Annotated in this window: 16 protein-coding genes and 6 pseudogenes; 13 read left to right on the top strand and 9 right to left on the bottom strand. The window is 67.8% G+C overall.

What is annotated here, in order from left to right:
- Both NCC78_RS13355 and NCC78_RS32520 read left to right on the top strand, forming a co-directional pair.
- Positions 1-290: pseudogene (locus NCC78_RS13355) on the top strand (hypothetical protein); the annotation flags it as partial.
- 421 nt (positions 291-711) lie between these two features.
- Positions 712-864 carry a PEGA domain-containing protein gene (locus NCC78_RS32520; protein ID WP_372495125.1) on the top strand — a complete coding sequence of 51 codons (153 nt, stop codon included), beginning with the start codon at positions 712-714 and terminating at the stop codon, positions 862-864.
- 257 nt (positions 865-1,121) lie between these two features.
- Here the strand turns inward: NCC78_RS32520 and NCC78_RS13350 are convergent, their stop codons facing one another.
- The 6 genes and pseudogenes from NCC78_RS13350 to NCC78_RS13325 all read right to left on the bottom strand — a co-directional run bounded on the left by NCC78_RS13350 (position 1,122) and on the right by NCC78_RS13325 (position 5,579).
- Positions 1,122-1,559 carry a cupin domain-containing protein gene (locus tag NCC78_RS13350; RefSeq protein ID WP_250794833.1) on the bottom strand — a complete coding sequence of 146 codons (438 nt, stop codon included), beginning with the start codon at positions 1,557-1,559 and terminating at the stop codon, positions 1,122-1,124.
- 45 nt (positions 1,560-1,604) lie between these two features.
- Positions 1,605-2,087, bottom strand: a complete 483-nt coding sequence (locus NCC78_RS13345; RefSeq protein WP_250794832.1) for an SDR family oxidoreductase — start codon at positions 2,085-2,087, stop codon at positions 1,605-1,607.
- Between the two features lie 145 nt (positions 2,088-2,232).
- A pseudogene (locus NCC78_RS32515) lies at positions 2,233-2,388 on the bottom strand (NAD-dependent epimerase/dehydratase family protein); the annotation flags it as partial.
- A gap of 949 nt (positions 2,389-3,337) precedes the next feature.
- On the bottom strand, positions 3,338-3,955 hold the full coding sequence (locus NCC78_RS13335; protein ID WP_284706298.1) for a TMEM175 family protein: 618 nt from the start codon (positions 3,953-3,955) through the stop codon (positions 3,338-3,340).
- Positions 3,952-4,161: a hypothetical protein gene (locus tag NCC78_RS13330; RefSeq protein ID WP_250794829.1), complete on the bottom strand. Its 210-nt coding sequence runs from the start codon at positions 4,159-4,161 to the stop codon at positions 3,952-3,954. Before NCC78_RS13330 ends, NCC78_RS13335 begins: the two co-directional genes overlap by 4 nt.
- A gap of 68 nt (positions 4,162-4,229) precedes the next feature.
- The gene (locus NCC78_RS13325; RefSeq protein WP_250794828.1) at positions 4,230-5,579 is read right to left on the bottom strand and encodes a vanadium-dependent haloperoxidase; all 1,350 of its coding nucleotides are present in this window, start codon (positions 5,577-5,579) and stop codon (positions 4,230-4,232) included.
- Between the two features lie 231 nt (positions 5,580-5,810).
- Between NCC78_RS13325 and NCC78_RS13320 the strand changes: the two genes are divergently transcribed.
- The 4 genes and pseudogenes from NCC78_RS13320 to NCC78_RS13305 form a co-directional block, all read left to right on the top strand.
- Positions 5,811-6,872, top strand: a complete 1,062-nt coding sequence (locus NCC78_RS13320) for a multicopper oxidase family protein (RefSeq protein WP_250794827.1) — start codon at positions 5,811-5,813, stop codon at positions 6,870-6,872.
- A gap of 178 nt (positions 6,873-7,050) precedes the next feature.
- Positions 7,051-8,391 (top strand): multicopper oxidase domain-containing protein, encoded by a 1,341-nt coding sequence (locus NCC78_RS13315; protein WP_250794826.1) that lies wholly within the window; start codon positions 7,051-7,053, stop codon positions 8,389-8,391.
- Positions 8,392-8,656: 265 nt separating this feature from the next.
- A complete protein-coding gene (locus NCC78_RS13310; RefSeq protein WP_250794825.1) occupies positions 8,657-9,433 on the top strand; it encodes a helix-turn-helix transcriptional regulator in 777 nt (258 codons plus the stop codon).
- A gap of 529 nt (positions 9,434-9,962) precedes the next feature.
- A pseudogene (locus NCC78_RS13305) lies at positions 9,963-10,058 on the top strand (IS5 family transposase); the annotation flags it as partial.
- A gap of 88 nt (positions 10,059-10,146) precedes the next feature.
- Here NCC78_RS13305 and NCC78_RS13300 read toward each other — a convergent pair.
- The gene (locus NCC78_RS13300) at positions 10,147-11,157 is read right to left on the bottom strand and encodes an Acg family FMN-binding oxidoreductase (RefSeq protein ID WP_250794824.1); all 1,011 of its coding nucleotides are present in this window, start codon (positions 11,155-11,157) and stop codon (positions 10,147-10,149) included.
- A gap of 77 nt (positions 11,158-11,234) precedes the next feature.
- On the opposite strand from NCC78_RS13300, the gene NCC78_RS13295 reads away from it, so the two are divergent.
- From NCC78_RS13295 to NCC78_RS13270, 6 genes and pseudogenes are all read left to right on the top strand, one after another.
- On the top strand, positions 11,235-11,903 hold the full coding sequence (locus NCC78_RS13295; RefSeq protein WP_284706297.1) for an IS30 family transposase: 669 nt from the start codon (positions 11,235-11,237) through the stop codon (positions 11,901-11,903).
- Between the two features lie 27 nt (positions 11,904-11,930).
- A pseudogene (locus NCC78_RS13290) lies at positions 11,931-12,676 on the top strand (IS256 family transposase); the annotation flags it as partial.
- Between the two features lie 203 nt (positions 12,677-12,879).
- The gene (locus tag NCC78_RS13285; protein WP_250794822.1) at positions 12,880-13,386 is read left to right on the top strand and encodes a GNAT family N-acetyltransferase; all 507 of its coding nucleotides are present in this window, start codon (positions 12,880-12,882) and stop codon (positions 13,384-13,386) included.
- Between the two features lie 117 nt (positions 13,387-13,503).
- Positions 13,504-13,845: pseudogene (locus NCC78_RS13280) on the top strand (transposase); the annotation flags it as partial.
- A 1,089-nt stretch (positions 13,846-14,934) separates the two neighbouring features.
- Entirely contained in the window at positions 14,935-15,495 is a 561-nt protein-coding gene (locus NCC78_RS13275; RefSeq protein ID WP_250794821.1) for a TetR/AcrR family transcriptional regulator, read from the top strand.
- Between the two features lie 134 nt (positions 15,496-15,629).
- Positions 15,630-16,099: pseudogene (locus tag NCC78_RS13270) on the top strand (transposase).
- Between the two features lie 14 nt (positions 16,100-16,113).
- Here the strand turns inward: NCC78_RS13270 and NCC78_RS13265 are convergent.
- Entirely contained in the window at positions 16,114-16,608 is a 495-nt protein-coding gene (locus NCC78_RS13265; RefSeq protein WP_250794820.1) for a MarR family winged helix-turn-helix transcriptional regulator, read from the bottom strand.
- A 64-nt stretch (positions 16,609-16,672) separates the two neighbouring features.
- Here NCC78_RS13265 and NCC78_RS13260 point away from each other — a divergent pair, with 64 nt between their 5' ends.
- Positions 16,673-17,563 (top strand): haloalkane dehalogenase, encoded by an 891-nt coding sequence (locus tag NCC78_RS13260; protein WP_284706296.1) that lies wholly within the window; start codon positions 16,673-16,675, stop codon positions 17,561-17,563.
- 20 nt (positions 17,564-17,583) lie between these two features.
- Here NCC78_RS13260 and NCC78_RS13255 read toward each other — a convergent pair.
- A partial coding sequence (locus tag NCC78_RS13255; RefSeq protein WP_250794818.1) for a diacylglycerol/lipid kinase family protein occupies positions 17,584-18,477 on the bottom strand: 894 nt, incomplete at its 5' end.

Raw genomic sequence — 18,477 nt, 5'->3', positions numbered from 1 at the left:
GCGCCGTCCTCGTCTCGCTGCTCGTCGGGTTCGTCGCACAGGTCCTCGTCGGAGCCCTGACCCACCTGCTGCCGGTGGTCCTCGGCGGCGGGCCGGGCCCGGCCCGCCGGCGCAGCGCGCTGCTGGAGCGGCACGGCCCGCAGCGCGTCGCCATGACCAACGTCGCCCTGGCGGTGTACGTGCTGCCCACGCCGCCGTTCGTCCGCATCATCACCTCACTGCTGATCCTCGCCGCGCTGGTGCAATTCCTCGTACCGGCCGCCCGGGTCCTGCTCACCGCCCGGAGGTAACCCGTGTCCGCGCCCCCACCCCGGCCCATCCGATCGGCGGGGCCGCCGGCGGTCTCGCCCTTGTCCTCGTCGCCGTCCTTGTCGGCGTCGCCGCGCAGCGAGTCACCAATGGTGGCTCGCCGAAAGTGGCAGTGCCTTCACGCTTCAGCCCAGGGAGAGCAAGACCGTGACGCTCACGCTGGACGCCGGCAACGCGTCAAGCGTGGACCAGCCGGGGGACTACACGGCCGCCCTGGCGGTCCGGGTCGACGGCCCCGTGCAGCCCGCACCGGTACGGTCACGATGCACGTCGATCCGCCGAAGACGTGGGGTCGGCTGAGCGGCACGATGAGCGGAGCCGGGTGCACCGGTCCGGTCGCGCCGCTGTCGCGGGCCACGGTCACGCTTCGGACGAAACACTCCACCATCACCCTGTGGACCGATGACGCCGGCAACTGGTCGGTCTGGGTCGATCAGCGGGACGGTCACGCTGGTCTTCTCGAAGGATGGATTCACCAGTCTGACAAAGACGGTCAAGGTGCGGTCCGGTAGCACGGTCAGCACCGACGTCGCCCTGCAGCCAGCCCGCTGCTGAGCCCGAGGGCACGGGCCGGCCAACGCTTCGGCGGAGGCCGGCCCGCGCCCGTTGGGGGTAACGGGCCCGCGGGCGTCAGCCACGTCCCGCCCCCTGGCCAGTTCCGCCTCGACCTCGACCTCGGCCTCGAGCTCGTGCAATGAGTCGGTGTCTCCGGTCGGAGTGCTCATCGTTCCTCCTGCGTGATTTCGATGGATGTCGGCCTCGCACGCCCGTTGTCGGCTGGCCCGTTGTCGGCTGGAGTGCAGTCGGCGTGGTCAGGACGGGCGAGGGGCGCGGCGGTCCTTGCGCTGGGCGAGCTCTTCGTCGTCCACGAGGGTGAGCATCGGCTTGCCGGGTTCGCACAGCATCGTGACGGTGAAACGCAGCGGGATGTCGTCGCGGTTGTTGGCGTCCTGGTAGTGGATGACGTCGCCACCCGGCTCCCAGAACGCCTCGCCGGCTCGTACGATCCGCTCAGGCTCGCCTTCGATCTCCAGCAGCATCTCGCCTTCCAGCACGTAACCGAACGCGGGGCCGGAGTGGCGGTGCGGGGGCGTACCGGGGTCGCCGGGCGGGTACTCGATGACCACGGTCATCGCATGCGCTCCCGTCGGGATGAACGGCGGCTCGGCCTCCTGCAGCATGGTGAGCGCCGTCTGCCACGCGGTCGATCTGCGCTTCGGCTCGGCGTTGGTCGGATCGTTGGCGGACATCGGACGTACCTCCTTGGCTGCTGAATGGTGAGCCGGGTCGGCGGGCTACTTGCCGGACTTGGTCCGGCCCAGCCAGTCGGCGTACGTGATCTCCCCGAGGAGCGCCCCGTCATCCGGCACCAGACTCCGCTCGCTCAACTCGGAGCCGAAGTAGCGCGCGTGCGGGTCGGTGACCACCTGACGCGGATCGCCCAGAGCAGCCAAGGCGGTCCGGAAGAACTCGTCCATGCGAAGCCGCTCGGGCCCGGCCACCTCGATGCGCCCGTTCAACGGCGATCCCACCGCCACCCGGCCGACCGTCTGGGCCACCTCGTCGCTGGCCATGGGCTGGAACTGCACCGGTGCCATCCGGACCGTGTCACCGTCCGCGCCGGCGTCGGCGATGCCCTGGACGAACTCGAAGAACTGCGTCGCGTGCACGATCGAGAACGGGATCGACGAGTCCGCGATCAGCTTCTCCTGCGCAGCCTTGGCCCGGAAGTAGCCGTTCTCGGGCAGCCGCTCGGTCCCCACGATCGACAGCGCCACGTGGTGGCTCACCCCGGGCCGCCGCCTCCGCCGTGAGCAGATTGCGGGTGGAGGTCGTGAAGAAGTTCATCACCGCCGTGTCCTCCCACGCGGGGGCGTTCGACACGTCGACCACCACGGACGCCCCGACCAACGCCTCGGCCAGGCCCTCGCCGGTGAGGGTGTTGACGCCGGTGTTCGGTGCCGCCGCCACGGCCTCGTGGCCGTGCTCGCCGAGCTTCGCCACGACCTTCGACCCAATCAGACCAGTACCGCCGATTACCACGATCTTCACGACAAACCTTCCTGTTCGCCGGGGCATCAGCTGCCATCCCCTCACCAGTTAAGACCGCGAACCCCCGGGCCTGTGACACCTCCGCAAATGTCCCCGGAAAGTCGCTGACCCCCGGCGCCCAGGTGCCACAGGCGGGAGCGCTGTCCTGCCTTGTCAGCTGCAGGACTTATGGAGCGACCGGACCGTGACCTTGCCGCCAGCAAGTACCGGATGCCTTGTCCGGGGTCGAACGAGCGCGTGCGATCGACGAGCCGCACCACGCCGCAAGCCAGCTCGAACTGCTGTTCGACCTCACGTTCGTGGCCGCGATCGCGGCCGTCACCGCTCAGCTCGCAGACGACATCGCCGGTCGGCCGCGCCCACCGCTGCGAGTGCTGCCACCTGCTCCCGGAACGTGCGCCGCGTGCAGCCGGGGGTCTGGCACACCAGGCGCGACCGCAGCTGCACGACTACGCCCCAGTCGCCGAAAGGAAGGTCGGGCAGGCGACGCTGGTGACAGGCGTGTACGCGCTGGGCCGGCTGCCCGCACTGCGAGCACGCGAAGGCCGCCGCCGGCGTCCGGGCACGGACCAGCACGACCGGTCCCTGATCAACCACCTCATCAATCTGCAGCGAGGACAGCTGAGGGAACAACGTCTTGATCAGGGTCTGAGCCGCGCCGGCGCCAGCTTGCCGCACCCCGAATGACCACTGTGGATTAGCTCGCCACCGTTTCCGTGCCAGAGCCAACCGAACCGGTTTCCGTTGAAGGCACGGACTGGCCGCCCCCGTCCGTGGTACTGGATGACCGGCCGACCGCGTGGTGCGCGGTCCGTCGGCCGCGAGCGGCGCGTCAGGCACGAACGGCGTGACGGGCACGATGCATACGCTTGCGAGCGAGATCGTCGAAGAGTTCGTTGACCTCGGCCTGTCTCGGTTCCTGCCGTGGAAACGGGCTCGAGAGGATGCAACGAGCGGCGAGGCCGACCTCCCGCCCTCAGTCCGGAGTCTCGTACTGGCGGACCACCCGGTCGATGCGGCGGTCGGGGACGATCCATATGATCGCGATGACGACGAAGCACGCCATGGCAATCCAAACTCCGACATGCCCGCTCGGGTCGATCGTCAGGGCGCTGAGGATCCCGGCGACGTGGACCGCTGGGGAGAAGATCTTGCCCTTGAGGTCAGTGCCGACGGCCTGGCGCAGCGGCGACTCCGGTCCCTGCTGCCGGATGATCACCGTCTGGAGCACGAGGTACGCGACGGCCGCGCTGAGCAGGTTCAAACCGTAGATGACGACCGGAATCTGCTCGAACCTCGATTCGGACACCCAGGCTGTCGTGAACGGGACCAGCGACAGGCAGAACAGCAGCCCCAGGTTCGCCCACAGCACACCGCCACTGACCCGCCGAGCCAGGTGGAACATGTGGTGGTGGTTGTTCCAGTAGATGCCCACATAGACAAAGCTGAGGAGATAGGTCAGCAGCCCGACGCCGGTCGTGTGGACGAGGTCGGAGAGATCGTGACCCTCCGGCACCCTCAGCTCCAGCACCATGATCGTGATGATGATGGCAAGCACCCCATCACTGAATGCCTCCAGTCGACTGGTCCTCACCGCGCCACCCTTCTCCTTTCGATACTTGGATCCCGCTTCAAACGCCCCATGAGCGCCGTCTTCAGCGGGCGGGAAGCCCCCAGCGCCGCAGCCGGAAGGAGGAAACAGCTGGACCGGTCCTGCAACCGCTCGACGCCCCCGGACCAGTTCGCGGATTTCGCGAAGCCGCCGTGTACGAGGACGACGCTCGGCTTCTGGTTGGTCATGGTGTTCTCCTGGTGAGTTACTAGGTTCCCACCAGCCGAGACAGCGCAGCCGCAGAATGACCTGGCGGTTAGCGTTTTGCCGGATTGCCCAGGCGCTGCAGGACCAGTTGTGCGATGCGGCGTCCTTGGTCGGCGCCGGCGTCGAGTCCCTTCGGGTAGTGCACACCGGCGTATACGCGTGACATCGCGGTCTCGGTGGCGGCGGCGTCGAATGACGGCAGGCGGCGGTCCGGCTCGATGCCGGTCGCGTCGCGGGCGGTGACGGGGACGGTGCCGAACTGGGCGGTGAGGACGGTGGCGGCTGCGGTGGCGCTGGCCGAGTGTCCGGCGGGGAACTCGGGGTGTCCGGGCGTGGGCAGCAGGGGCGTCCAGGTCGGGTCGATGTGGCGCTGGATGTAGGTGATCGGGCGCATGACGGTGTGCTGGTACTTTGCCGCCCAGCTGGCGAGCGCGGCGTCGGCGAGCGCGACGGCGGTCAGCGCCAGGGCGCGCGTGGCGCGCTCGGGCGCGAGTCCTTTCTGTTCGACCTGGTCGGCGGCGATGGTCATCCACCGCATCGCCGGTCCCATCGCCCAGAAGCGGGCGCTGGCGCGCTGCTGGTCGGTCAGGGCCCGACTCGCGTCGTAGACCTGCCGGGCTTGGGCGGCGAACTCCGATCCCGGCTCGGCCGAGTACGCCGGCGGGGCGACGGGCTGCACCTGCTGGGCGTGGGTGAGGGCGAAGGTGCGCAGCTTGCCCCAGTGCGGTTCGACCGCGGCGGTTGCCGGCGGTGCCAGCTCCCAGCGGCCGAGGCCGCTGGGTGCCTTGTAGGGTGCGTTGCGGCCGGCGATGCCGTCGCTTGCCGCCCACCCCAGGATCGCCAGGGCGATCTTCTCGCCGTGTACCTCCGAGGAGCGCAGCACGGTGTCGGGCACGGCGTCGGAGGTGCGCCGCTCCTGGTGCAGGCTGTAAAGGGTGTCGATGGCGGATCGGCTGGGCGTTGAGGCGTCGGGGCCGAGCAGGCCGATGACCACGTCCCGGGCGGCGGCGGCCGCAGTGGCCTCGGCGTCCAGGCGACCTCCCGCCTCGACCGGCGGCATCGCTGGCATACCGGTCAGCTGGCCGTCGAATGAGCCGGCGGCCGGCTCGGCGGCGGCGACTGCCTCGTGCATCGCGATCGTGGTGTAGGCCATTAGGCGCGAGGCGGCCGGCGGCGACAGCTTCGCCGTGTCCGCCTGCCCGGACGCCAGCAGGACCCAGCCGACGGGTACCGAGCGGGCGGCGTTGTCGCTGGGGTCGGCGTGGCCGGGATCGGTGTGACTCGGGCTTATTTGGCCGGTGGGCGTGGTGCCGCTCGCGGACTGGCAAGCGGTCAGCGCACCGATCGTGGCCAGGGCGACCGCGGACACCAGCGCACGCCGCGACAGGATGCTGCGCACAGGGCTCTCCAAGGTAGTCGACGGGGTTGAAGGCTCAGCCCCGTGCCGTTGCGTTGCTCTGAATTCTTACCATAAAAACGAGGATCGTGGGAATTCGTCGGACAATGAATGTGACCTGAGACCGAATTCCCGGAGGTGGCAGGGGTCACGTGGCCGAGGCCCGTCCATCACTGGTTTTTATGGTAAAAATTCAAACATGAAGCAAAACATCAGCCCGAGGAGGGCAGTATGTTGACGACAAAGGCGCTGGTTGGCGCTGTCTCCTTCGCGATTGCCGTCGCCGTTCCGTGGGTGACGGTCTCCCAGGTGGCCTCCCCGGTCCCAGTAGCCGGTGCGCCTGTAGCCGGTGCGCCTGCCGGCGCCGCGCACGGCAGCTCGGACTCCTCGTCGAGTGGTGGCACCCACGCGGAGGCCGGGCCGCACGACTGGAAGGCCATGGACAAGACGATGGCCGAGCGCGACCATTCGTTCCCTGCCGAGACCAAGGGCAGGGGAGGGGAGTTCATCAAGCCCACGGTGCTGAAGGACGGCACGAAGCAGTTCACCCTCACCGCCAAGAAGGTCAAGTGGGAGGTGGAACCGGGCAAGGTCGTCGATGCCATCGCCTACAACGGCATGGTTCCCGGCCCCACCATCAAGGTGGACGTCGGCGACAAGGTGGAGGTCGTGCTCAAGAACGAGCTCGATGTCTCCACTGTGATCCACTGGCACGGCGTGCCGATCCAGAACGAGATGGACGGCGTCGCCAACATCACCCAGGACCCGGTCACTCCGGGGCAGAGCTTCACCTACAAGATCACTGCCGAGCGGCAGTCCGTCGGCTGGTACCACTCCCACCACGACGGCACCACCCAGGTGCCCGCGGGCCTGTGGGGCACCTTCCTGATCGGTGACGTGCCGCTCCCGGCCGGCAGCAAGATCAGCCAGGAGATCCCGATCCAGCTGCAGGATTCCGGCAAGATCGGACTGAGCCTGAACGGCAAGTCGTTCCCGGCCACCGAGCCTGTGCGGGTGAAGAAGGGCGAATCAGTCCTGATCCACTACGTCAACGCCGGCACCATGGACCACCCGATGCACCTGCACGGCTTGGACCAGCTGGTCGTGGCCAAGGACGGCTTCCCGATCGCCACGCCCTACAAGGTCGACACGGTGTCGATCGCACCCGGAGAGCGCTACAGCGTACTGGTCAAGGCTGATCGCGTCGGCACCTGGGCCTTCCACTGCCACATCTTCCCGCACTCCGAGGGACCCACAGGCATGTTCGGAATGTTCACCGAAATGATCGTGAGCTGAGCTGATGAACCGGTTCCCGGCACCGGCAGGCGTTGATGGCCCTGCCCGACCGGCTCCCGTTCCCTCCCTTCCCTCCCTCATCTGAAACTTCGCAGATTGGAGTACCATCGTGTCAGTTAGCACGGATCCCCCACGCGCCACCCCACCGGCCGGCGCCTGGCGCTCGCTCGCAAGTGTCGTGAACCCGCTCCTGCCCTGGATCGGGGCAACGGTGGCGCTGGGCCTGCTCGTCGGCTTCGTGGTGGTCGGCGTGTTCAAGCCCGACACCGCCTTCACTTCGGCTGCTTCAGCAGGCGGCACCAGGCCCGCTTCCGCCGCAGTCGCGGATGTGAAATTCGATATCGAGCTTGGCGATCTCTACATCAAGCCCTCCTCCATCGACGTCCCCCGCGGTGCGAAGGTGGTGCTGAACGTCGTCAACAAGGGTGCGATGGACCACAACCTCGCGCTCGAGGGCCGCGACGAACCCATGATCAAGGCCGGTGGCTCGACGACGATCACCTGGGACGCGCTCACCGAGTCCACCCAGGCGTGGTGCCTGGTTGCCGGCCACAAGGCCGCCGGAATGGTCCTCGCCGTGAACGTTCAGGGCGACACCGCGGCAGCGGTCGGCCAGAACGCCCCGGCGGCAGCCGGCAACAGCGCCAAGATCGATGCCAACGCCAAGCCCGCCGCCGACTGGAAGGCATACGACCCGATTCTCAAGCCGGCCGACGGCAACAAGGTCCACGAGGTCGAGATGCGGGTCAAGGAATCGAAGATCGAGGTGGCGCCCGGGGTGCAGCAGGACCTGTGGACCTTCGGCGGCACCGCGCCCGGTCCGGTGCTCCGCGGCAAGGTCGGTGACACCTTCAGGGTCAAGCTGGTCAACGACGGCACCATGCCCCACTCGATCGACTTCCACGCCTCCAAGGTGTCTCCGGACGTCCAGATGCGTCAGATCAAGCCGGGCGAGTCGCTGATCTACGAGTTCAAGGCCGAGTACGCCGGTGTCTTCACCTACCACTGCGGCGCCGCGCCCATGATCCACCACATGGGCAATGGGATGTTCGGAGCGGTCATTGTCGATCCCCCGAACCTGCCCAAGGTCGATAAGGAGATCGTCCTGATCCAGTCCGAGCTGTACCTCGGCCCGAACGGCGAGGTACAGGACTTGACGAAGATGCTGGCCAACGACAGCGACGGCGCAGTCTTCAACGGTTACTTCAACCAGTACGCGTTTCAGCCGATCGAGGTGAAGCGCGGCGAGCGGGTACGCGCGTGGGTCGTGAACGCGGCGATCAACGATGAGCTGGCCTTCCACACCGTCGGAACGATCTTCGACACCGTGTGGAAGGAAGGCAACTACCAGCTCAAGCGCGGTAACCCCGACCACGGTGGTTCCCAGACACTGGACCTGTCGCCCACGCAGGGCGGGTTCGTCGAGTTCACCCTGGACGACCCGGGCAGCTACCCGTTCCTCAACCACGAGATGCGGAACATGTCGCGCGGAGCGCTCGGTCTGTTCTCCGTCAAGTAGGGTCCGCCACCGATGATCGAAACCGTCGCCCGCACGTGAACAGCGGACGGCCCCGACGCAGACAATGGCTGATGCCCGGCGCACGCGGAACGCGCGCGCCGGGCACTGGCATCCTGCCCGGCCATTAAGGTTCGGTGCCCGGATACATCAACTCTGTCGCTTCTCCTGCATTCCGTCTCGTATGGCGGACTCAGCTTCACCTCTCGTCGAAGGAGTCCCAAACCGGACCCAGGTTTCTACGAAAAGTTTGGGATAAAATTAGGTCATGGCAGCACCGAAAACGGGTCGAACACTCGACGGCGTCTCGCGGGTCGCGCTCCTCGACACGCTGCGTCGCAGCCGCGAACCACTGACGATCAAGCAGCTCGCCGATGAAGTGGGCCTGCACAGCAACACGGTCAGGTTCCATCTGGACAAGCTCGCCAAGGAGGGACTCGTCCAGGAGCAGCGGGTCGGACCGAGCGGTCCCGGCCGGCCCAAACTTGTCTACTCCGCTGCTGGCAACGCGGACGGCGGATCCGGCAACGGGTATCAACTCCTCGCGGAGATCCTCGCCGGCCAGCTTGCCACCTCGTCCCCCTCTCCGGCCGAAGCGTCGCTTGCCGCAGGGCGCGAATGGGGCCGTCACCTCACGGAGCGGCCCGGCCCCTTTTCCTCCATCACCTCTGAGAAGGCGCTCGAACAGCTGGTTTCCCTGCTAGACGACCTTGGGTTCGAGCCAGAACCGGGGTCGGACGGTTCTTCCGTGCAGTTGCATCGCTGTCCGTTTCGGACGGTGGCCGAGCAACGCCCCGATATCGCATGTTCGGTACACCTTGGGCTGATGCGCGGAGCCCTGTCGGAGATGGGAGCACCCTTAGCGGCTACCGCCCTGAAACCGTCCTTCACCTCCCATCCGTGTCTCGTCCAGTTCGACGAGACGCAGCGGAAGCGGGCCGGACAGCGGCCGGAAGACCGGGAACGGCCGGGATCGGACCACCGACGGCCCATACCTGTCGAAATCTTCACCGTGCCCGGTCCGAAGAACCCTGCGGACGGATGAGCGGACCGCAAGGTCGAGCGGTGCAGCACGGAGTTCTGAAACCCTCGGACCGGGCTCACCCACGGTGACGAGGTTGGACTGCTCGGGCTGGATCAGGCAGGAGGCTGTGTCGCCACGGTGAGCCGAACGACGGAATCGTCGATGGCCATCAACCCGTGCCGCTCGGGTGGAATAGCGAGGTAGACACCAGCCGTCGCGTCCCGGGTGTCCGAAGCGGTGGTGAGGCGGACACCGTGTAGGACCTGCAGGGGCGCTGTTGCGTTCTCGGAGCGGACGACGCGCTGAGCCGGGGTTTCGACGTCAGATCGCCAGGGTGAGTTCGGTGAACGCCGCGGCGACCCTCGACCGGGAGCCGGCGGGGAAAGCGAGAATCTGACCCGCATGCTCGAAGCGACAATGCAGGACCCCTGAAGCAGCTCCCAGCGTCTGACTCAAACACGGGCTCATGGCACCAAGGCGGTTCGACGTCGGCGAGCAACCACACCCCGATTTTCAGCCCGGCAGGACGCGCCGCAAGGGGCACGGGTGACTCAAACGCCACCGAGCCGTCGCCACCAGATTCGACAAGCTCGCCGTGCGCTACCAGGCCACCCTCCACGTCGTGGCAATCAACGAGTGGCTCTGAAGAACTTTAAGGCTGCCGTACAGGCAAGCGCGAGGCGCTCGTTTACTTGGCTTGGCCGCCACGGGGTGAGCGTCCGGGGACGGGCCCGCTACCTGGTGCCGGCGTCCACCGCGGAGGTGTCGACGACCTGCTCGGTGGGCAGGCGCGGAGTGTGGGGTGGCGCGGCGTGCGCCCGGTCGGCGATCCCCAGGCGCATCGCCAGATACGGGAAGCCGAGCCCCGCCAGCATCTGGCGCACAGTCTGCCGGGTGCCGTCGGTCTCGACCACGCCGCTGAGCGGCACCATCGAGACGCCGAGCCGGGTGGCGGTCAGCCAGGCGGCGGATAGCCCCTCACCGGCGCGCAGCCAGCTGTCCGGCTCGTCGTCGGTGTTCCAGAGGATTCCGTAGACGGCCGCGCGGTCGTGCCCGGGGCCGATCGGCAGGGTGCCGGGATGGCCGAAGTCCCGGCCCGGCACGGTGGTCTGCGGGGGCCGCTCGGGCAGCACCTCGGGCGGCAGCCCGACGCCGGTGTTGGCCCGGCTGGTCCAGTACGCCAGCTCCTCCTGCAGCTCCGGCTCCTCCGCCGCGACCACTGCGGCCTGGGCCGCCGCGGCCGCCAACTCCACCACCTGGTCGGGGCCGAGCAACTGGAGTCGGGTGCCCTGCGCGCCGGCCGCCTTGACGATTTCGTCGAGCGTGGCGTCGGGCACCTGCTCGTCACTGACCGGCCGCCGGTCCGTCTGCCGGACCCGCATGCACTGCACGAGGCGGGTCGCGTCCGCGTCCGCCACGGTCTGCTGGAACCGGCCGAGCCGGGCGAGCAGCTCAAGCTGGCCCGGGTCGGGTAGCCGCTCCACCTGGGCGGGCCAACCCTCGGCGGCCAGCGCCACCCGCGCGTGGTGCAGCGCCAAGCCGCAGCTCAACGTCACTAGCCGATTCTCCGGATCGGTGGCAGCGAGTTGCGGCTCGTGCACCATCCGCAGCTCCAGCGTGTCGGGGAGGACTGTCCAGCGCCACGGCTGGCTGTTGTGCACCGACGGGGCGAGACCGGCAGTCGCGGCAGCCTGCGTGAGCGCGGTGGTCAGCGGGCGGTCCCTGGCCGGCGTCTCATGGCTCATCGTCACGACCTTTCGTTTCCCACATCGTGCCCCACTCCGGACCTGTCCCGGGCGGTGTTGCCGCTCCATCCTCCGGGATGCCGGTCAGCCGGCACACGGATTCCCCGCCTCGGGGTCGTCCGGCCCGCAACGGATCACGCCGGTTCCCGCATGCGGGGACCCGTGCCGCTGAAACGATCCGCAGGTGGGAGCGGAACCGGACGACCATGAAGCAGTCGACCAACATGAAGTCAATCCGTGAGCGGCCGGCCGTGGTCGAGTCCCGTCGCCAGGCCGGGCACTGGGAGGGCGACTTGATCGTGGGTGCCGGTCAACGCTCCGCTATCGCAACCCTGGTGGAGCGCAAGACCCGGTTCACCGTGCTGGTGAGCCTGCCTGGCGATCACAGCGCGCGGTCCGTCGGTGACGCTCTCATCGGCGCGTTCGCGAAGCTGCCTGCCCAGCTGTGTCGCACGTTGACCTGGGATCAAGGCAACGAGATGTTCCACCACGAGCGCATCGAGCGAGCGACCGGTCTCGGGATCTTCTTCGCTGACCCGCACTCACCCTGGCAGCGCGGCACCAACGAGAACACGAACGGGCTCCTGCGCCAGTACCTGCCGAAGGGCACTGACCTAAGTAGATGGACGGACGATCAGCTCGAGGAGATCGCCGCGCAGCTCAACGAGCGACCTCGGCTATGCCTGACCGATAAGAGTCCGAGTCAGCTCATGCGACAATGGCAACGCCAACCGGCAACGAGATGATTCGCAACGATCTCTAGAATCCGCCGGGTCTACCCGGTCGTGTCCATCGATGCCATCAACGTCAAGATCAGAGACGGGCAGGTCGCGAACCGGCCGATCTACCTGGCCATGGCGGTCACCGTCGACGGCCACCGCGACATCCTCGGCATCTGGGCCGGCGACGGCGGCGAAGGCGCCAAGCACTGGCTGCACGTGCTCACCGAGCTGAAGAACCGCGGCGTCGCCGACGTGCTCATGCTGGTCTGCGACGGCCTCAAGGGCCTGCCCGAGGCGGTCGAGACGGTCTGGCCGCGCACGATCGTGCAAACGTGCGTGGTGCATTTGCTGCGCAACTCGTTCCGATACGCCGCCCGACAGGACTGGGACAAGATCGCCAAAGCGCTCAAGCCCGTCTACACCGCGCCCACCGAGGACGCCGCCACCGAGCGGTTCCTCGAATTCGCCGAGGCATGGGGCCGCAAGTATCCGGCGATCGTGAAGCTGTGGGAGAACGCCTGGGCCGAGTTCGTGCCGTTCCTCGCCTTCGACGTCGAGATCCGCACAGTCATCTGCTCCACGAACGCGATCGAGTCGGTCAACGCCCGCATCCGCAAGGCCGTCCGGGCTCGCGGCCACTTCCCGAACGAGCAAGCCGCCTTGAAGTGTGTCTACATGGCGCTGATGAGCCTCGACCCGACCGCGCCGGGCGCCGGCGCTGGACCATGCGCTGGAAAGCACCCCTGAACGCCTTCCAGATCGCCTCTGAAGGCCGGCTCACCCCGGCCAACGACTGACCACCTCAGCAACCAAGATCAGCCGTTAACTTGACACTCCCGCTCCAGTTGGGGTGTCCGGGCGGTCGTCCAGGGCCTGGTCGGCTCGGTTTCGGTGCGGCGGCGGGGCCCGAGGCCACGACGCACAGGTTAAAGATCAAGCTAGGCCGTGTTTCAGAAGTGCTCGTGTTGGGCCTACTCGGAACGATGGGTAGCCTGCCGGGATGGCAAAGGTTGTCACCTACCTGGAGATGAGTAACGCCAAGGATCTGCGACCTGGGAAGGTGGTGCCGGAACTTCTCCTACGGCGCGTTGACGGTGGCCTGCCGCTCGTGCGTGCCACCAATGCTCAGGTCGGAGCCCCCTACGGGTGGCGGAGTGCGTCTCGCACGAACGAAGAGTGGCAGGAGCTGATGCGGTGTCGTCCGCTGCGCCAGTACTGGTTCATCAGCCTGAAGGACGAGACCGTGGGGGTTGCTAATTTGGAACCCCAGCCTGACGGAGATGTGGAGATCACCACCTTTGGGCTGTTGCCCGAATATGTCGGGAGGGGTCTCGGTGGCCATGCGCTGACGCTGACCATCCGGCAAGCATGGGACAGCGAGGCCGTGGAGTCTCCGGCTGTACGCAGGGTTTGGCTGCACACATGCTCGTTGGACCATCCGAATGCACTACGCAACTATCAGCGCCGCGGCTTGACTGCCTATCGCACCGAGGTCGAAGCCGAGTAATAGTCGGCTCAGGCCGAATCAAGCCGGCGAGTACGCGCGTGCCGGTGCCCGAGATGTAGCGAGGTCTCCGGCAGGTGGTTCATCGACCAAGATGAAGACCATCAGTCCGGAGACCTTGTGGCCAGGGTAGCGGTGACGAGGCGTTTCGACCTGACCGACGCGCAATGGACGGCGCTGACGCCGCTGTTGCCCGTTGGAGAGAAACCAGGTCGTCCGCCGAAGTGGAGTAAACGGCAGCTCATCGACGGGATCCGTTGGCGGGTGCGGGTGGGATCGCCCTGGCGCGACGTGCCGGATTGCTACGGGCCTTGGCAGACGGTGTACGGACTGTTCCGGCGCTGGCAGCCCGCCGGGGTCTGGCAGCGGCTCGTCACAGGGTTGCAGGCCCCCACCGACGCCGCTGGGTTGATCACCTGGGAGGTGAGCGTGGGCTCCACCATCGCCCGTGCGTATCAACATGGCGTCCATGATTGCGTTGAGCTCTACGGTGGATGCCGAGAGGCGGCGGAGGAGGGTTAGCCATGGGCATCTGGGTCGCCTGCCGAGTGGACCAGTGCGCCGTTGTTCGTATTGGCAGTTGGGGCGAGCCGCATGGTACTCCTGGGCACCAGGTCAACTACCGTTGGAGCAGCCTGTCCGCCTGTCCTCTCTGTGGGGCGGGGCTTCTGGTGCACTTCGATCACGATTGTTTCCACCAGCCCTGGGAGGAGCCGTGGGACATGGACTGGTCGTGGGCCGGTCGCCGTTGACGGGGTTCAACGGTTGAAGGCTGCTCTTGCCGGGTGTCCAGATCCGCTGCATTCGTCGTGCGAGTGCCCTGTGCACCGGTCGTTGCGGGACAGCATCGAGAGGCCACCATCGCATGACGTTCCGGTGACGGTGGTGCTGACCGAGGAAGGGCTGCCACAGGTTCGGTCAGTACGCATGCTGCGAGGCGCGCACGGCAGGGTGGCAGATGCAGCGGGGCGTTCAGACCTGGCGGGGATTGTGGGTCCCCCGTTTACCCCCCGAAAACCCGGGCCAATCGTTGACGAAGGGTGACAAGGAACGACGAGCGCATGGCGGTGTCTCTGCAGCTCAGCGACCACTTTCGGCAAGCAATGACAAGCTTGGTCCGATTACTCTCGGTATCAAGGGGTCGTCGGTTCGATTCCAGCCACCCCGACACAACTCAGAGGCCATTCGAATTTGTCCGGATGACCCTTTCTGGTCTTGTTCAGCAGCGAAGTGCAGCAACGGCTCATTGATCGAGCCTTTCGGGGTGCCAGCGAGGGTGGCACCGGGCTGCACCTGCTGCTGGGCGACGCTCAGGTTGCCTGGCACCACGCGGACGAGTTGCACCGGCTGGGAACGCCGGTGGACACGATCACGAGCCGGTTAAGGATAGATTCCCGTGATACTGCCCTGACCAGGCCTAACGTGACCATGGCTGGTTTATCGCCGGGCTCTGACGACAGGGATGCAGATGCAGGTCATGGACGTGAGGCGCCTCGTCTGGCGAGCCAGGGGAGCGCCCGGCCCGCCGGGCGGGCGTGGTAGACATGCCGCGTGGACGACCTGGTGCTGGACGCCGCGCGGGACTGCGTGCTGGCCTACGGGGTGCGCCGTACGACGTTGACGGACGTGGCGCGCCGTGCCGGGGTCTCGCGCATGACCGTTTACCGGCGCTGGCCCGACGTGCAGTCACTGATCGGGGACCTGATGAGCCGGGAGTGGCATCAGGTGCTGGTGGCCACCGGGGAGGACGAACACGACGGGCCAGCCCGATCCCGCCTCGTGGCGCGGGTGACGGCGGGGGCGCGGCTACTGCGGGAGCACCCACTGCTGTGCAAGATCCGGGACGTCGACCCGGAGGTGCTGCTGCCGTACCTTCTGGACCGGCGCGGCGGCGGTCAGGACGAGATGCTGCGGTTTCTCGCGACGGCGGTGGCCGGCGGCCAGGCCGACGGCTCGGTCCGGCCCGGCGACGCCGCGCTCATGGCCCGCGCGGTCTTCCTGACCACGCAGTCCTTCGTGCTCTCCGTCCGGACGGTCGCCGACGTCGTGCCGGTCGCCGAGTTCGACCGTGAGCTGGCCCGCCTGGTCGACGGCTACCTGCGCCCGGACTAGGGCCCGTCTCGAAGTGAATCCCGTGTCTGGCCTGGGCTAACTAATGGTGTTGTCGGCGTGTCGGTAATCGATACGTGGCGAGGTCTCCGGTAGATGGTTCAGCGACCAAGCAGAACCCATCATCCGGAGACCTCGTGGACACCATAGCGGTGACGAGGCGGTTCGACCTGACCGACGCCCGTTGGGCCAGGTTGGCGCCGCTGCTGCCCAAGGCCAAGAAGTCGGGTCGGCCGTCGAAATGGACCAAGCGGCAGCTCATCGACGGGATCCGGTGGCGGGTATGGGTGGGTGCGCCGTGGCGGGATGTCCCGGAATGCTACGGCTCCTGGCAGGCGGTCTACGGCCTGTTCCGTCGGTGGCGGCGGGCCGGGGGGATCAAGGCCACCATCCCCAGCAAGGCCGACCAGGACGCCCGCGGCCGCGCCGAGGGATACAAGGGTGGCCGGCCCTCCGCCTTCGCCCGGAGATATACCGCCAACGTCACGCCGTCGAGTGCGGCATCAACCGCCTCAACCGCCACCGTGGCGTGGCCACCCGCTACGACAAACTCGCCGTTCGGTACGAAGCCAGCGTGTACATCAGCGCGATCAACGAATGGCTGTAACCCACCTCGATCGGTCACGTCTGCCGGCCGTGGTGGTTGACGAGGGCGGTGAGCAGGCGGGCCAGTTCTTCGCGTTGCGTTGGGGTCAGCGGGGCCAGCACCTCGTCTTCCACGTCGGCGAGCACCTTGTCCAGCCTGAGCAACTGCCGGCGGCCCGGCCCAGTCAGCGTGACCATGTTGCGCCGGCGGTCGGCAGGGTCCGGTGCGCGTTCGACCAGCCCTCGGTCGGCCAGTTCGTTGATGACCGCGACCAGGTCGCTGCGATAGATGCCGGTGCGTGAGCTCAGCTCGGCCTGGCTCGCGGGGGCGAACTCGTCCAGCGTCGCGAGCACCGCGTAGTGCCACTTGCGGGCATCCACGTGGGCCAGCTCCTCGTTGACCCGACGATCGGAATGGATCGCGGCCAGGGATAGCAGCCGGGTGGGCAGCCTGCGCAGGCGCTCGGCACCCGCCCGCCGGTCGCCTGGTCGCGTCGCTGCGGACGTGTCGTGGGGCGTGCTGTCGCTCACGCCACCAGGATACCCCTTGCGTTAGTCACACTAACGGCCTAGCGTCGATCACGGAAACGTTAGTGTGACGAACGAATCGGAGGCCGTCATGCCGGTCACGAACGTGCTGGACTCGACCATGTACCACGAGGAGGTACCCGGCGACGGCATCCCCGTCGTCTTTCTGCACGGCAACCCCGGCTCATCCCACCTGTGGCGCAACGTGCTGCCCGCGGTCGACCTGCCCACCCGCCTGCTCGCCCCGGACCTGATCGGCATGGGCCGCTCCGGCAAGCCCGACGTGGCCTACCGGTTCGCCGACCACGCCCGCTACTTGAACGCCTGGTTCGACCAGCTGGGCCTGGACGACGTGGTACTCGTCGGCCACGACTGGGGCGGAGCGCTCGCCTTCGACTGGGCGGCCCGGCACCCCGACCGGGTCCGCGGCGTGGCCTTCTTCGAGACGATCGTACGGCCCATGTCCTGGAGCGAGCTGGGCGACGGACCCCGGTCACGCGCCGAGGCCATGCGCGGACCGAAGGGCGAGGAACTGGTGCTCGACCGGACCTTCTTCCTGGAGTCAGCCTTCACCGGGGGTGTACTGCGCCCCGTCGACGAGCAGAACCTGGCGGCCTACCTGGCCCCGTACCCCACCCGAGACAGCCGCCGCCCCATCCTCGAATGGGCCCGCTCGCTACCGCTAGACGGGCAGCCGGCAGACGTCGCCGACCGGGTCGAGCAGTACGACAAGTGGCTGGCCAGCAGCCACGACGTGCCCAAGCTGCTGCTCACCTTCAACTCCTCGCCGACCCTACTGATCGGCGCGGAGATGGCCGAGTGGTGCAAGGCCAACATCGCCGCACTGCAGACCCGGCACTGCGGCCCGGCCGGGCACCACGCACCCGAGGACCAACCCGAGGCCATCGCCAGGACCATCACCACCTGGGCCAAGCAGCACGCACTGACCCGCCGTTAACGCACTTCGAGACAGAACACCTAGCCGGCGATGATCCGCAGCGCCCCCGGCCGTACCTCGACGTGCACCGCCCCTGCCTGGCCGACGGGGTCCCCGTCGCCGTACACGGCGACCGGACGGTCCGCGCGCACGGTGACCGAGCTGGCGCGGTAGGAGGTGACCTGCGGCAGCCGCACGTGCGAGCCGGTACGCATCCGCCACAGGGCGATCGGGAACAGCAGCCTGCTGGCGTGTCGGATCACCACCACCTCCAGGATCCCGTCGTCGGGCCGCGCCGCCGGGGCGACGTGGAGCCCGCCACCGTAGTACCCGCAGTTCGCGGCCACGACGGTGTACGCGTGCACCTGCTCGGTGCGGCCGTCGAGGGTGATCGTGTACCGGGTGCGGGGCCAGCGCAGCAGCGCACGCAACCCGGTGGTGGGATACACCAGCGACGCGGGCAGGCGGGAGCGGTTGGCCAGTTCGTTGGCGGCGGCGTCGATGCCGACGTAGACGCTTCCGACGATCGTCTGCCCCGCGACGCGCAGCACGTCCAGCTGCCGGGGCCGACCGTGCAGCAGCAGGTCGGCGACCTCGGTGGGGGAGTGCGGCAGCTTCAGCTGACGGGCCAGGTCGTTGCCGCGCCCGGCGGGGATGACCCCGAGCAGCCCTCCGGCGTCGACGACGGCACCGGCGAGCAGTCGGATGGTGCCGTCGCCGCCGGCGGCGACGACGACCTCACCGGCGTCGACCGCCTCGGCGGCGCACCGGCGGGCCTGCTCGGTGCTCTGCGTGTACTCCACCCGGATCCGCGCGCCGGCGGCGCGCAGGTGGTGGGCCACCGGCATCAGGCGGGCCAGCCCGCGGCGCGCGGCCGGCCCGAGGATCACCGCGAAGGCGCGCACCTCACGGCACCAGGATGCCGGGGTTGAGGA

It is taken from the genome of Micromonospora phytophila, assembly GCF_023656545.1.
Taxonomy (GTDB): domain Bacteria; phylum Actinomycetota; class Actinomycetes; order Mycobacteriales; family Micromonosporaceae; genus Micromonospora; species Micromonospora phytophila.
The sequence above is the reverse complement of the archived record's forward strand: the minus strand, read 5'-3'. Positions and strand labels throughout refer to the sequence as shown.